The organism is Desulfomicrobium baculatum DSM 4028, from assembly GCF_000023225.1.
Taxonomy (GTDB): domain Bacteria; phylum Desulfobacterota; class Desulfovibrionia; order Desulfovibrionales; family Desulfomicrobiaceae; genus Desulfomicrobium; species Desulfomicrobium baculatum.
In genome coordinates, this window is the sequence record NC_013173.1 from 1,629,722 (window position 1) to 1,644,226 (window position 14,505).

15 protein-coding genes are annotated in these 14,505 nt (G+C 58.3%); 13 read left to right on the forward strand and 2 right to left on the reverse strand.

Going from position 1 to position 14,505, the window contains the following annotated elements; all coding sequences use genetic code 11:
• Nucleotides 1-200 precede the first annotated feature (200 nt).
• From DBAC_RS07220 to DBAC_RS07255, 8 genes are all read left to right on the forward strand, one after another.
• Nucleotides 201-1,028, forward strand: coding sequence for a DeoR family transcriptional regulator (locus DBAC_RS07220; protein WP_015773627.1), 828 nt, complete (start codon nucleotides 201-203; stop codon nucleotides 1,026-1,028).
• Between the two features lie 139 nt (nucleotides 1,029-1,167).
• Nucleotides 1,168-2,271, forward strand: coding sequence for an ABC transporter ATP-binding protein (locus DBAC_RS07225; RefSeq protein ID WP_015773628.1), 1,104 nt, complete (start codon nucleotides 1,168-1,170; stop codon nucleotides 2,269-2,271).
• An 11-nt stretch (nucleotides 2,272-2,282) separates the two neighbouring features.
• Nucleotides 2,283-3,362 carry an ABC transporter ATP-binding protein gene (locus tag DBAC_RS07230; protein ID WP_015773629.1) on the forward strand — a complete coding sequence of 360 codons (1,080 nt, stop codon included), beginning with the start codon at nucleotides 2,283-2,285 and terminating at the stop codon, nucleotides 3,360-3,362.
• Nucleotides 3,363-3,371: 9 nt separating this feature from the next.
• Nucleotides 3,372-4,241 carry a carbohydrate ABC transporter permease gene (locus DBAC_RS07235; RefSeq protein ID WP_015773630.1) on the forward strand — a complete coding sequence of 290 codons (870 nt, stop codon included), beginning with the start codon at nucleotides 3,372-3,374 and terminating at the stop codon, nucleotides 4,239-4,241.
• Entirely contained in the window at nucleotides 4,238-5,035 is a 798-nt protein-coding gene (locus tag DBAC_RS07240; protein ID WP_015773631.1) for a carbohydrate ABC transporter permease, read from the forward strand. Before DBAC_RS07235 ends, DBAC_RS07240 begins: the two co-directional genes overlap by 4 nt.
• A gap of 10 nt (nucleotides 5,036-5,045) precedes the next feature.
• Nucleotides 5,046-5,324 (forward strand): DUF2160 domain-containing protein, encoded by a 279-nt coding sequence (locus DBAC_RS07245; protein WP_015773632.1) that lies wholly within the window; start codon nucleotides 5,046-5,048, stop codon nucleotides 5,322-5,324.
• An 83-nt stretch (nucleotides 5,325-5,407) separates the two neighbouring features.
• Nucleotides 5,408-7,147, forward strand: coding sequence for an ABC transporter substrate-binding protein (locus tag DBAC_RS07250; protein WP_015773633.1), 1,740 nt, complete (start codon nucleotides 5,408-5,410; stop codon nucleotides 7,145-7,147).
• A 121-nt stretch (nucleotides 7,148-7,268) separates the two neighbouring features.
• Nucleotides 7,269-8,099 carry a competence/damage-inducible protein A gene (locus DBAC_RS07255; RefSeq protein ID WP_015773634.1) on the forward strand — a complete coding sequence of 277 codons (831 nt, stop codon included), beginning with the start codon at nucleotides 7,269-7,271 and terminating at the stop codon, nucleotides 8,097-8,099.
• A 45-nt stretch (nucleotides 8,100-8,144) separates the two neighbouring features.
• On the opposite strand, the gene DBAC_RS07260 is transcribed toward DBAC_RS07255, so the two are convergent.
• Nucleotides 8,145-8,609, reverse strand: coding sequence for a 23S rRNA (pseudouridine(1915)-N(3))-methyltransferase RlmH (locus DBAC_RS07260; protein ID WP_015773635.1), 465 nt, complete (start codon nucleotides 8,607-8,609; stop codon nucleotides 8,145-8,147).
• Nucleotides 8,610-8,803: 194 nt separating this feature from the next.
• Between DBAC_RS07260 and DBAC_RS07265 the strand changes: the two genes are divergently transcribed.
• The 5 genes from DBAC_RS07265 (at nucleotide 8,804) to DBAC_RS07285 (ending at nucleotide 13,758) form a co-directional block, all read left to right on the forward strand.
• Complete coding sequence (locus DBAC_RS07265; RefSeq protein ID WP_015773636.1) at nucleotides 8,804-9,253, forward strand: PilZ domain-containing protein; 450 nt, start codon at nucleotides 8,804-8,806, stop codon at nucleotides 9,251-9,253.
• Between the two features lie 13 nt (nucleotides 9,254-9,266).
• A complete protein-coding gene (locus DBAC_RS07270; RefSeq protein WP_015773637.1) occupies nucleotides 9,267-9,656 on the forward strand; it encodes a hypothetical protein in 390 nt (129 codons plus the stop codon).
• Between the two features lie 21 nt (nucleotides 9,657-9,677).
• On the forward strand, nucleotides 9,678-10,595 hold the full coding sequence (locus DBAC_RS07275; protein ID WP_015773638.1) for an AAA family ATPase: 918 nt from the start codon (nucleotides 9,678-9,680) through the stop codon (nucleotides 10,593-10,595).
• Nucleotides 10,596-10,720: 125 nt separating this feature from the next.
• Complete coding sequence (locus DBAC_RS07280) at nucleotides 10,721-12,583, forward strand: DNA topoisomerase 3 (RefSeq protein ID WP_015773639.1); 1,863 nt, start codon at nucleotides 10,721-10,723, stop codon at nucleotides 12,581-12,583.
• Complete coding sequence (locus DBAC_RS07285) at nucleotides 12,580-13,758, forward strand: HD domain-containing phosphohydrolase (protein ID WP_015773640.1); 1,179 nt, start codon at nucleotides 12,580-12,582, stop codon at nucleotides 13,756-13,758. The genes DBAC_RS07280 and DBAC_RS07285 overlap by 4 nt, the downstream gene beginning before the upstream one ends.
• Here the strand turns inward: DBAC_RS07285 and DBAC_RS17835 are convergent.
• Complete coding sequence (locus tag DBAC_RS17835; RefSeq protein ID WP_015773641.1) at nucleotides 13,727-14,245, reverse strand: hypothetical protein; 519 nt, start codon at nucleotides 14,243-14,245, stop codon at nucleotides 13,727-13,729. The two genes, DBAC_RS07285 and DBAC_RS17835, sit on opposite strands and share 32 nt — an antisense overlap.
• Between the last annotated feature and the right edge of the window lie 260 nt (nucleotides 14,246-14,505).

Sequence of the window (14,505 nt, forward strand, 5' to 3'; positions counted from 1 at the left end):
TCTTGGCCTACGCACTTCCGGCGTGCGTTCGGGTGCTGGGAAATCATGCTGGCAATGGGAAACAAGCCATGTTAACAGCTTTCGCGGAGCATGCCGCCTTCTGGGGAGATTTTTTAACATGAGCCGGTGCATTCTGCCAGAATTTTTTTCTTAAAACGACACTTCATGTAGTTTTTTTTTCGGAAACGAAAGGAGTAGGTATGCATAACGCCCGCCCCGACAAAAGCGAAGGCCAGGACACGGGAGCCCGGCATGTCACGGTCCGTCAACGCCATGCCGAAATGATCCGCATGGTCCGGGAGACGGGTTTCGCCACCATCCAATCCCTGGCCGACCATTTCGGCATCACCCCGCAGTCCGTGCGCCGGGACATCAACACCCTGAACGCCAAGGGCCTCGTGCAGCGCTATCACGGCGGGGCGGGGCCATGCCTGAGCACGGAGAACATGGACTACCTGGACCGAAAAGTGCTCTGCCTGGCCGAAAAGCGGGTCATCGGGCAGATGGTGGCCAGGGCCATCCCCAACAAGTCGTCGCTCTTCATCAACATCGGCACCACCACCGAAGAGGTGGCCCGGGCCCTGGGCGGACACAAGAACCTGCGAGTCATCACCAACAGCCTCAATGTGGCCTCCATCCTGACGGGAAACCCGGAGGTGGAGATTATCGTGGCCGGCGGCCTGATCCGGCATCATGACGGAGGCATCGTCGGCGAGGCGGCCATCGACTTCATCCGCCAGTTCAAGGTCGACTTCGGGATCATCGGCATCAGCGGCATCGACATGGATGGCACGCTGCTTGACTTCGACTACCGGGAAGTGCGCGCGGCCAGGGCCATCATGGAAAATTCCAGACAGGTCTTCCTGGTCACGGACCATACCAAATTCGGTCGCAACGCCATGGTGCGCCTGGGCAACATCGAGGAAATCGACTCCCTGTTCACGGACAAGACGCCGCCGGCGAGCGTGCTTGAGCAGATGAAACGCGGGAACGTGAAACTGCACGTCGATGAAGATTCGGAAATTTGAGTGTTTACGAAAAAAAATAGGTTAACTGACCAATTTTCTTTTTCAGTTGAGAAAAATATTTTCGTTTGCTATGGGCTTTTGAACACGCTCCGGCCTTCATCCAGATGCCGGAATTCATACCCTGCCACGGAGGAGCCGCATGGGGCTTCAGCTTGATTCCATTGACAGAATCGTGGACGGCGAAACGTACCTCAAAGACATTTCGCTCAATTTTGAAACAGGCCAGCGATATGTGCTGCTGGGCCGCACCCAGGCCGGCAAGACCTCACTCTTGCGCATCATGGCCGGGCTTGATCGTCCTTCAAAGGGCAAGGTCCTGGCCCACGGCAAGGACGTGACTGGCGTGTCGGTACGCCGCCGCAGCATTGCCATGGTCTACCAGCAGTTCATCAACTACCCATCCCAGACAATTTTCGACAACATCGCCTCGCCTCTGCGCATTGCAGGGATGCCAAAGGCCGAGATCACGAAGCGGGTCATGGAGACAGCCCGGATGCTGCATCTTGAACCGTTGCTCGACCGTCTTCCGGCCGAACTCTCCGGCGGCCAGCAGCAGCGCACGGCCATTGCACGGGCCCTGGTCAAGGAGGCCCAGCTTCTGCTTCTGGACGAACCCCTGGTCAACCTCGACTACAAGCTGCGCGAGGAATTGCGCGACGAATTGCAGCAGATCTTCGGCCAGCGCGAGTCCATCGTGGTCTACACCACGACCGAGCCCACCGAGGCCCTCATGCTCGGCGGCAACATCATCATCATGCACGAGGGCAGGGTGCTGCAGACCGGCCCCACGGCCGACGTCTACCATCACCCGGCCACGACGCAGGTCGCCGAAGTCTTCAGCGATCCGCCCATCAATTTCATCACCGCCGAGGTCGATTCGGCCAAGGCCCATCTGCGCATAGGCATCGATCTGCCCCTGAGCGGGCATCTGTGCGACCTGACTCCGGGCGTCTACAAATTCGGCATCCGCTCGCACCATTTCAATCTCACTCGCAAGACCAGCGAGGACGTGGAGATCCGCACCGTTGTCGAACTGGCCGAAATCAACGGCTCCGAAACCTTTGTGCATTTCCACTATCGCAACAGGTCCCTGGTCCTGCAGGAGCAGGGAGTGAGAACCTACAAGGTCGGGCAGGAAATTTCAGTCTTTGTCCGTCCTTGCGATGTCTACGTGTTCGGTGAGGACGACCGTCTGGTCAAGGCACCTGCATGTCCCGCCACGTGCGCCCAAAGCGCCAAATAAAGGATTTTTTCATGGCCAAAATCGAACTTGAGAACATCGCCCACAGCTACCGGTCCAAACCCGCCAGCGATGACGATTTCGCAATCAAGAAAGTGCAGACGGTCTGGGAAGACGGGGGCGCTTACGCGCTGCTGGGTTCCAGCGGGTGCGGCAAGACCACCATGCTCAACATCATCTCGGGCCTGTTGACCCCAAGCCAGGGGCGTGTGCTCTTCGACGGCAAGGACGTGACCAAATTGCCGCCGGAAAAACGCAACATCGCGCAGGTCTTTCAGTTCCCGGTGCTCTACGACACCATGACGGTTTTCGACAATCTGGCCTTTCCGCTGCGCAACCGCAAGGTGGAGGAGGGCGAGGTGCGCGCACGGGTGCATGAGATCGCGGAGATCCTGGACCTGAGCCCCTACCTGAACAAACGGGCCAGCGGCCTGGCCGCCGACGCCAAGCAGAAGATTTCCCTCGGCCGGGGACTGGTGCGAAAAGACGTGGCCGCCATTCTTTTTGACGAGCCCCTGACCGTCATCGACCCGCACCTCAAATGGCAGCTGCGCCGCAAATTGAAGGAAATCCACCAGCAATTCGGACTGACGCTCATCTACGTGACCCACGATCAGACCGAAGCCATGACCTTTGCCGACAATATCGTCATCATGTACGATGGCGCGCTCCTGCAGATCGGCTCGCCGGACGAGCTCTTTGAGGACCCGGCGCATACCTTTGTCGGGTATTTCATCGGCAGTCCGGGCATGAATCTCTTGCCGTGCACGATTGAGGGAAACCAGGCCGTGCTCGATTGCGGCAGCATCCCCCTTGATCCGGCCGTAGCCGCCAAGGCGGGACAGGGCGAATTTAAGATCGGCATCCGCCCGCTGTACCTCGAACTGTCGGACGCGCCCCGTGACGGGGCCGTGGCCGGACGAATCGTCTCTGTCGAGTTCGAAGGCAGCAGCCGCATCGTGACCGTGGAGTCGGGCTCATCCAAGCTCAAGGTCAGGGTCCCCGAAGGGCGGCCCATTCCGGCCGACAGCTGCTGGGTTGTCTTTCCGCCGCAGCGGACCAAGCTTTTTCGCGACCAGTATCTGGTCAAGTAGGAGGTGGGCGTGGAAAAATGGGAAAACAACAGGGCCTGGTTTCTTATCCTGCCCGTCTTCGTCATCGTGGCTTTCAGCGCCATCATCCCGCTGATGACCGTGGTCAACTATTCGGTTCAGGACATCCTTGGGCCCGGTCAGAGCATTTTTGTCGGCACGGAATGGTTTCGCGAGATGCTGACCAATTCCCGCCTGCATGACGCGCTCGTCAAACAGCTCATCTTTTCGGGCCTGGTCCTTCTGATCGAGATTCCGCTCGGCATCGCCATCGCCCTGACCATGCCGGCCAAGGGCTGGACCGCTTCAGCCTGCCTGGTGCTCCTGGCCTTGCCGCTGCTCATTCCCTGGAACGTCATCGGGACCATCTGGATCATCTTCACCCGGCCTGACATCGGCCTCTTCGGGGCGACCATCAACAGTCTGGGGCTGAGCTTCGACCACACCGCCAATCCCCTGCATGCCTGGATCACGGTCATGCTCATGGAGGTCTGGCACTGGACGCCGCTGGTGGTTCTGCTGGCCTACGCGGGTCTGCGCTCCATCCCCGACGCCTACTATCAGGCGGCAAAGATCGACGGGGCCAGCCGCTGGGCCGTGTTCCGCTTCATCCAGCTCCCGAAGATGCGCGGGGTGCTGACCATCGCGGTGCTGCTCCGCTTCATGGACAGCTTCCTGATCTATGCCGAACCCTTTGTGCTGACCGGCGGCGGACCCGGCAACGCCACAACCTTTCTGTCCATCTATCTGGTCAAGCTCTCGACGGCCATGGATCTCGGGCCGGCCGCGGCCTTCTCCATCATCTACTTCCTTATTGTCCTGCTTTTCTGCTGGCTTTTCTATCAGGCTCTGCAGGCCGTGGGCACGGGAGACAAGTCATGAGAAAACGTCATTTCGTCCTGATTTTCTATCTCACGCTCCTGCTGCTGCCCATTTACTGGATGCTGAACATGTCTCTGCGCACCAACGCGGACATCATGCGCTCCTTCGAGCTATTCCCGAGTTCCATGACCCTGGGCAATTATGCCAAGATTTTCTCGGATCCGTCCTGGTATTCGGGTTACATCAACACCATGATCTATGTCAGCATCAATACGGTCATCTCGCTGGTCACGGCGCTGCCCGCCGCCTACGCCTTCTCGCGCTTCCGTTTCATCGGCGACAAGCACGTCTTCTTCTGGCTGCTGACCAACCGCATGGCTCCTCCGGCCGTCTTTCTGCTGCCGTTCTTCCAGCTCTATTCGACCTTCAATCTGATCGATACGCACATCGCTGTGGCCCTGGCGCACTGCCTCTTCAACGTGCCGCTGGCGGTCTGGATTCTGGAAGGGTTCATGTCCGGAGTGCCGCGCGAGATCGACGAGACGGCTTTCATCGACGGGTACAGCTTCCCGCGTTTCTTCCTGGCCGTCTTCATCCCGCTCATCCGTGCCGGCATCGGCGTGACCGCGTTCTTCTGCTTCATGTTCAGCTGGGTCGAGCTGCTTCTGGCCCGTACCCTGACCACCACCGTGGCCAAACCCATCGCCGCGACCATGACCCGCACGGTCAGCGCCTCGGGCCTGGACTGGGGCCTCCTGGCAGCGGCCGGCATCCTGACCATCGTGCCCGGCGCTCTGGTCATCTGGTTTGTACGCAACCATCTGGCCAAGGGCTTCGCCCTGGGCCGGGTTTAGGAGGGCAGCCATGAATATCGCCTGGATGGCCTGGACGCCTGTCACGGCAGGATTTTTCATTTTCATCGTGCTCATGCTCATCAGCATGACCATCTGGCAGATCATCTCTCCGAGCATTGCCCGCCAGGGATTTCTGCCCTTGGTCACCACCCGTGGGGACCGTCTGTTCATAAGCCTTCTGGGTAGCGCATACATCCATCTGGCCTGGCTTGGCCTGACGGAACTGGCTGTCTGGATCGCTACCATGATATCCGTGCTTTTTCTTGTCGCCGTCATGCGCTGGGGTTGAGATCAGGACACCAGCGCGGTGACAGGAGCAGGGCGGAAGCGGCGTTTTGGGGTTTATTGTAATAACCGCAAATGGAGGTCCGTATGCAAGTTCGACGTGTTCTCTTAACCGGAATGCTCATCGCGGCGTTCCTGGGCGTCACCACTTTAGGCTTTGCCGATGAGGCGGCCCAGAAGGCGGCGGCGAAAAAATGGATCGAAGAGGAGTTTCAGCCTTCGACGCTCAGCAAAGATGAGCAGATGAAGGAAATGGAATGGTTCATGAAAGCGGCCGCCCCCTTCAAGGGCCTGGAGATCAAGGTTGTCTCCGAAACAATTCCCACTCATGAATATGAGTCCAAGGTCATGGCCAAGGCATTCTATGACATCACTGGCATCAAGGTCACTCATGACCTGATCCAGGAAGGTGACGTCATTGAGAAGCTGCAGGTCCAGATGCAGTCCGGCGAGAACGTTTTCGACGGTTACGTCAACGACTCCGACCTCATCGGCACGCATTTCCGCTACGGCGCAGTGGTCAACCTGACGGACTGGATGGCGGGCGAAGGCAAGGACGTGACCCTGCCGACCCTCGACATCGACGACTTCATGGGCAAATCCTTCACCACCGGCCCCGACGGTAAGCTCTATCAGCTGCCCGACCAGCAGTTCGCGAACCTGTACTGGTTCCGTTACGACTGGTTCCAGCGTCCCGAACTCAAAGAAAAGTTCAAGGCCAAATACGGCTATGAGCTGGGCGTGCCGGTCAACTGGTCCGCCTACGAAGACATCGCCGAATTCTTCACCAACGACGTCAAGGAAATCGACGGCAAGGCCATTTACGGTCACATGGATTACGGCAAGAAGGCTCCCGATCTTGGCTGGCGTTTTACCGACGCATGGCTGTCCATGGCCGGAGCCGGCGACAAGGGCATCCCCAACGGCGTGCCCGTCGATGAATGGGGCATCCGCGTGGACGGCTGCCGTCCTGTCGGCGCCAGCGTATCCCGTGGCGGCGCAGCCAACGGCCCGGCCGCCAAGTACGCCCTGCGCAAGTACATGGACTGGCTGCGTCTCTATGCACCTCCCGGCGCCCTGGGCATGGACTTCTATCAGTCCCTGCCAAGCCTGGCCAAGGGCAACGTGGCCCAGCAGATCTTCTGGTACACCGCCTTCACGGCCTCCATGGTCGAGAAGGGCACACCCGTGGTCAACGACGACGGCACGCCCAAGTGGCGCATGGCTCCCTCCCCTCATGGCCCGTACTGGGAAGAAGGGCAGAAGCTCGGCTATCAGGACTGCGGTTCCTGGACGCTCCTGAAGAGCACTCCTGTTGATCGCCGCAAGGCCGCCTGGCTCTTCGCGCAGTTCTGCGTGGCCAAGTCGACCTCGCTCAAGAAAGCCCATGTCGGCCTGAACCCGGTTCGCGATTCCGACATCCGTCATCAGTCCTTCACGGACCGCGCCCCCATGCTCGGCGGTCTGGTTGAGTTCTATCGCAGCCCGGCCCGCGTGGCCTGGACGCCCACCGGCACCAACGTGCCCGATTACCCCAAACTGGCCCAGCTGTGGTGGCAGAACATCGGTGAAGCCGTCTCCGGTGAAGTCACCCCTGAAACCGCCATGGACAACCTGGCCGCCGAACAGGACAAGATTCTGGAACGCCTGGAGCGCGCCAATGTTCAGGGCGATTGCGGCCCGAAAATGAACGAGCCCCGGGACGAGCAGTACTGGCTCGACCAGCCCGGCGCTCCCAAGCCCAAGCTTGAGAACGAGAAGCCCAAGGGCGAAACGGTTGATTACGATCAGCTGATTCAGGCCTGGAAGGCCGGCAAGGTCAAATAGACTCCAAAATCCGGCACCAAGCGAGGGAGCGTCTTCGGATGCTCCCTTTTTTATTGTCGGGGCATGGGCCTGCAGGTATGTGAGCCGTGGCAACGGGACAATTTCGGCACAGGGGGAAAGCATGACCTATTCGGCGATTGTGGAGATTCTGGTCATCGGCAATGAAATTCTCATCGGCGACATCCAGGATACCAATACGAGTTGGCTCTGCAGACTGATCAACTCCAGGGGAGGGCATGTGGCGCGCGGGACCATGCTGCGCGACGATGTGGATGAAATCGCGGCCGAGGTCGGGCGCGCGCTGGAACGTGGGGCGGACGTCATCTTCACGTCCGGCGGGCTCGGCCCGACAGCCGACGATCTGACCCTGTCCGCCGTGGCCCAAGGGCTGGGCTTGCCGCTTGAATTGCATCCCGAAGCCTTGCGCATGGTCAAGGAGCAGTACGACAAATTTCATGCCTCGGGCATCATGGCCCAGGGCGGACTCAACCCGGGCCGCGAAAAAATGGCCTGGCTGCCCAGGGGCTCCGTGCCACTCTTCAACCCGGGCGGGACCGCGCCCGGCGTGCTGCTGCGGACGGGGCGGACCGCCATCATCTCGCTGCCGGGAGTACCCTCGGAACTCAAAAACATCATTGAGTCCTCCCTGCAGGAGTTCATGAATCAGACCTTCGGCGACGGGGGGTCCCTCTGCCGGGCCCTGCGCGTGCGCTGCAACGACGAATCCCTTCTGGAACCGATCTTGCGCAAGGTGGTTCCAAGGCATCCCCGGGTCTACATCAAGTCCCTGGCCTCGACCGTCGGCATGACGCCTGAACTGGACATAACCCTGACCGTCACCGGCGGCGAGACAGGGGAGAGGGTTCGGCTTTTGGACGTGGCTTTCGGGGAACTGTGCCGAGGACTGGCGGAGCAGGAGATCGGATTCAGGGAAATGGCGCGAACCGTATAAGAGCGGAAAAAGGCATTTATTCCAAAATATGCCCAACAATTACGATCAATAATGGTACGTCCTCCCGGCCATGATGGTCGTGGCCCGGAAAAGCTGCTCGTAAAGCACCACCTGGGCCAGTTCGTGCGGCATGGTAAGCGGGCTCAGACTGAGCTGGACCTGGGATCGGGCCAACAGCTCCGGCGACAGCCCCAGCGCCCCGCCGATAACGAAACAGCACTCCCCGACGGGATTTTCAAGCAACGGGCGCAAAAATGAGGCGAAATCCAGCGATGTGAAGAGCTTTCCCGTCTCGTGCAGGGCCACCAGAGTGTCCTTGGGGCCTACTTTCTCCAGGATGCGCAAGGACTCCAGGCGTTTTCTTTGGGCCCCTTCGGCCCGCGGGCAATCCTTGACATTCTGGACATCGATACGCACGACTGGCTTGAGCATTTTTGCGTAGTGAGCAATAGCGTCAAGGTAGTAATTTTTCTTGAGTTTGCCTACGCTTATAATTTTGAGTCTGTACATGTTCCTCCGGAATTTCTGCAGATTCACGGCCGCCGAACTGTGCTTTTCGCGATTTTTTACGTTTGCGTCGAGGGATTGATTTTCAATAAAATCAAGGGCAATAATACATCATTGCCAATCGTTGCCTGCCGAAATACATCGGCCCGGCATCGGGTCATGGATAAATTGCCAGCCACGGTCTTTGGAGGTGTTGCATGAACAGCAAGGTAGGACAAGACGATACGGGCGCGAAAACGGCTCGGACAGGCGACGATTCAAGCCTGCTTATCGCCTGCGATAACGAGGGAAAGAAGGTCGTGCGCAAATCTTTTCGCGTACCGGTGCCCCATGGGCTTGTGACCATGAATCATGACGGGCTGAAACATTCCGTAAAGGACCTGTCCATGTACGGCATCGGACTTTTGGTGACGAGCCCCGACGCCTTCGTGATCGGCAGCGTTTTGAACGGGGTACAGATCATCTTTCCGGACCGCTCGTTCCACGTCGACGTCAGGATCGTGCATATCTCGCCCTACGAAGGGGATACCCTCATTTGCGGCATGGAGATCATAAACACCCATGATTCCGGATATATAGACTGGATGACCAGGGTCGTCAGCGAAATCAAGAGTTCGGTCCTTTCAAGCGTCGCAACAAAATCTTGAAGCGGGAAAACAGATGAGCACACGCGAACAGCACGACATTCTCGGCGAACTTTTCCGGGAAGACAGAAACCTTGCGGCCGTGCCCGGCCTGGAAGAGCTTGATTCCCTGATTCATGCCTGCCTGGCACCCAAGACTCCGCAGCCTGCAGCCAGAAAAAAAGTCCTGCCCTTGAAATCGAAGGCGGGAGCCAGCACGAAGAAAACGACCCATTATTTGCGCGAAGATGTGTTTGACGGTTTGACCCAGGCCAAGGTGATCCTGAAGCGTTTGCTACCTGCCGGGGCGAAAGGAAAGGCGTCCAAATCCAATCTGGTCAATTACGCGGTCAATACGTTGCTCAGGGAAATCGAGGAAAAAGGGGCCCAGAGCTCCATCATCAAAAAAATTCTCGAGAAAAAATGAAGTTACGGCAGGAGGCTGTCAATGAAGGTGATCTGTCCGCAGTGCAAAAAAGAGCACAACATCGATGAATCAAAGATACCTGTGGGTGCCACCGTGGCGCAATGCAGAGCCTGCGGCCATCGATTCCCGCTTTTTGAACCGGCGCCTGAGCCGGCCCCTGAAGCGGAAGCTCCAAAAACCGGGCCGCGCCGAATAGGCGTGACTTTGAGCAAGGGCGGCGTGGGAAAAACCACCACCTCCGTCAACCTGGCCGCAGGCCTCGCCCTGGCCGGTTACAAGGTTTTGCTGGTCGATACGGATACCCAGGGCCAGGCTTCCTATCTGTTGGGGCAAAAAACCCAGGCAGGACTGACGGAACTGGTCACAGGCGAACTGCCTGCTGCCGAAACCATTGTTCAGGCCCGGGAAAATTTATGGCTGCTGGCCGGCGGAAGGTCGCTTGCGGGCGTTAAACGCATGATCGACCGCAAGGATTTCGGCGGCGAGCTGACCCTGGTCGAGGCCCTGGAGCCCGTTGAAAAGGATTTCGATTTCGTCATCGTCGATACCTCTCCGGGCTGGGACCCGCTGACGGTCAATGTTCTCTTCTATGTCTTTGAACTCATTACGCCTGTTTCCCTGGAAGTCATGACACTTCAAGGACTGGTTGAATTCTTGAAAAACCTCTCGTCCATCCAGAAATACCGCAGTGAAGTGGCACTGAACTACATCCTGCCGACCTTTTTGGACAAGCGCATCAAGAACCCCGACGCCATCCTGGATAAGCTCAAAGACCTGTACGGGGAATACGTCTGCACGCCCATCCGCTACAATGTGCGGCTCTCGGAATCCCCGGCATACGGAAAAACCATTTTCGAATACGCGCCGGGCTCGCACGGCTCCCAGGACTACCGCGACCTGGTGCGCAAGATCACCGGCCGTCCGGAACTGTTCTCCTGAATGCATTGCACAGCCCTTCAAATCCCTGCGCATTCGCGTGCGCAGGGATTTTTTCTCGATGAAAATCCTGCTGCGATTACGAAGCTACACAGGATTGCTCGTCTGTTGCGGGTAAAGAGGTTCATGTGCCCAGAACGCTGATCATAGCCGAAAAGCCCTCCGTGGCCCGCGAGCTGGCAGGTGTCCTTGGCGTCAAGGGACGCGGGGACGGCTTTCTGCAAGGTCCGGGACACATAGTCACCTGGGCCGTTGGGCATCTGGTCAACATCGCCGAACCGGCCGAACAGAACCCGGCATGGTCCGGCCGCTGGTCCATGCGCCAATTGCCCATGCTGCCTTCGCGTTTCACCCTGGGAATTCTTCCGTCCACGGCCAAGCAGTACGAAATTATCCGCAATTTCCTGCTCGACGACGATATCGATTCCGTCGTTAACGCCACGGACGCGGGCCGGGAGGGGGAACTCATCTTTCGCCGTATCTACCTGCTGGCCGGAAGCACCAAGCCGATAAAACGCCTCTGGGCCAACGACATGACCGAAAAAGGTCTGCAAAAGGCTTTCGCCGGCATGGTCAGCGGAGAGGAAAAAAGAAATCTGGGGCACGCCGCCTTTGCCCGAGCCGAGGCCGACTGGCTGGTGGGCATGAATTTCTCCCGTCTCTTCACCTTGCGCGCGGGCAGCCTGATCACTGTCGGGCGGGTGCAGACGCCGGTTCTCAAACTACTGGTTGAACGCAGGCGCGAGATTGAAAACTTCCTGCCTCGGGATTACTGGACCGTGGAAGGCGAGTTCGCGCACGAGGGTGAGACGTTCAAGGCGACCTGGTTCGCGGCTCCGGATTTCAAGGACTCCAAGATCTGGCAGGTGGAGGAAGGGCAGACCGTGGTCCAGGCCTGCGCCGGAAAGGATGGGGCGGTTCTTGAAATGGAAAAGAAGAAGGGCAGACAAAAACCGCCCCTGCTCTTCGACCTGACCAATCTGCAGAAAGAAGCCAACTCGCGGCTTGGTTTTTCGGCCCAGCAGACGCTCTCCATCGCCCAGGACCTCTACGAAAAAAGAAAGCTCATCACCTATCCGCGAACGGATTCCAGGTATCTGACCAAAGAGCTTTTCGCCGAATGCCTGGAGAACATGCGCGCGGTCTACGCCCATTTTCCCGAAATTTCGCAGTCGGCCGCAGCCAACATCAAGGACGCAAAGAAGAAATTCGAATGCGTCAACGACAAGAAGGTCTCGGATCACCACGCCATCATCCCCACAACCCTGCGCGCCAATCCGGCGACGCTGGGCAAAGAGGAGTGGGCCATCTATGAAATGATCTGCAGGCGTTTCGCGGCGGCCTTCATGGATGACGCCACCTTTGCCAGCTCAACGCTGTGGATCGGGGTGGAAGGGCATCGCTACCGGGCCACGGGCAAGATATTCCAGGACAAGGGCTGGCTTGAGGCCGAGCCCTGGCGCGCGTCCGAGGACAACCCCCTGCCGAACCTGCGCAAGGGCGCGGCCGTCACGGCGCAGAGCCTTGATCTGGTCGCGCACAAGACCAAGCCCCCGGCGCATTTCACCGATGCCACGCTGCTGGCGGCCATGGAGACGGCGGGCAAGCTGATCGATGACGAAGAGCTCCGGGACGCCATGAAAGAGCGCGGCCTCGGCACCCCGGCCACCCGCGCCCAGATCATTGAAACCCTGCTCGCCAGGAAGTATATCGGCAAGGACGGCAAGCGTCTCGTGGCCACGGATCTCGGCTGCTGGGCGGTGGACGTGGTCTGCTCCATGATTCCACAGGTGGCGTCTCCCGAACTGACCGGCGAGTGGGAAAAACGGCTCAAAGAAATGGAGCAGGGCGGCTATGCCTACGGCGTCTTCATGCATCAGGTCCGGGAAATGGTCAGTTCCGGAGTGAGCCGGGTCAAGGGCAGCAACGCACGGCCCCCGGCCTGCCCGGTGGTTTCGGACAGAAAGCCCAGCAAAGAGGTGAACTCATGAGTTCCATTTTAATCGTGGATTCAGACGGCAAGTCCCTGACGGCCATGCAGCGCAAGCTGCGCAAGAGTTTCGAGACCCACATCGCCCTGGGACCCCGCCTCGGCTTGCAGCGAATCAGGGAAGAGGGGCCGTATGCGCTGGTCCTGGCCGAATTTTCCATGCCGGAGATGGACGGTATCGATTTTCTGGCCGAGGTCCGCACGCTTTGCCCGGAGACGACCCGCGTGCTCGTGAGCCGTTCGCCCATGGACGTTGCGAGCCTGATGAGAGCGATCAATTCGGGCAAGATCCATCACGTGCTGCCCGCATCCTGCGAGGAAGCCACGCTCGGCGCGGCCGTGCAGGAAGGCGTCGATCACTACAAGCGCATCTCGACTTCGGCCGGCAACATGCACGAGGTTCACGCCATCTTCGCCAAGGCCGTGCATGAGCTTGTGTGCTGGCTGCGCGGCGACGTTCGCGGAGTGATCAGTCCGCTGCTGCCTTTGCTGCGCAGCCTTGGGCAAAAAGCTCAAAATCCGATGCCGACAATCACCGAGACCGCGATCCTGCTTTCCATCATAGGGCTTATCGTCCTGCCGCCGACTGTACTGGAAAAAATCGTCCGTGGGCAAACGCTCACGGACGATGAACTCCTGATTTTCGCAAGACACCCGGAACACGCGGTGGAATGGGTTCGGCACCTGCCGCAATTGCAAGAGGTTGCGAATGTTCTGCGTGAATATGCCAACGCCCTGCATCTGTGTTTGCTGCCCGAATCCGCGGAACCTGCGGAGCGGCCGGCCATCTCCATGGAAGCGACCCTTCTGGCCATGGTCCTGGAATATCGCCTGGCCGGCTACGCGCAGCTCGAAAATGCCGAAATCCTGGCCAGGATGCGACGCAACAGCCTGTATTCACAAACTTTGGTCAAGGCCTTTGAAGCGGTGCTGCTCGATCTCGATCAAGACGAAGTCGAACTCAGCCTGGACGGCCTGCAGCCGGGCATGGTTCTGGCCAGGGCTGTGATCGGTATTCGTGACGGCGTAGAAGTCGTCATGGTGCCGGAAGGATACGAGTTGTCCCGGACGACCATTGTCTTTCTGCGGCAGTCGGCACGAAACGGCCAAGTCCGGGAACCTTTTTTCGTTCGGAAGATGAGCGTCATTCCTCAAGAAGATAATGATATCGCTTGAGATTCGTGTACGTCCATTCCAGAATTTTCTGCATCTCCGCTGCAACCCCCTCGGTATGAACCTGCCCCTGATAATGGTTTAAATAATAGGCCAACGTACCTGCATCTTCTTGATATACAAGAACAATAGAATACTGAGAGGCGATGCCGGGGCGATCGGGAAATTCGGCCTGGGTGAGTACATGCAGGACAAATTTCTTTTTGTCCGAAACTTTCAGTTCAAACAGCCTGCTGGCGATGACCTCTTCTTTGAGCTTGTACGAAAGCAGGGTGCCACTTTGATCGGAACCTCTGCTTTGAATGTCGAGAGGAAACTTGCCGGGCGAGTCCTCCTGGGGAATACCGGCCGCAGGTATGGTCTTGGGTTGTTGTTCCTGCACGGGCCTGGCGATGCCGGGAGTTGAATTGTCCTGGGTCTCGGCCCAGGCAGGCACGCCGACAAACAACACCGTCAAGGCAATCAAAAGGAACCGGACGCAGCATTTCATGGGTAGACCTCAGGTTGCAGATTCATTTCAGACAGCTGATTCAGTTGCACAGGATCAGCGGATGGTCACAAAACAGCGGTCGTTTTTTGCCATGCACCGATGTGGATCATAACAAAAGAGAAGCGACATAGGCAATGCCGCGACATTGCTCAACCTTGGTTTTTTTAAAGTTAACATAATTTTCATTATGTGTCAAAAAAAACGGGTAAAAATGTGGCCAAAAACGCCGGACCCCTCTCGCAATCGAATGTGCCGGGTTG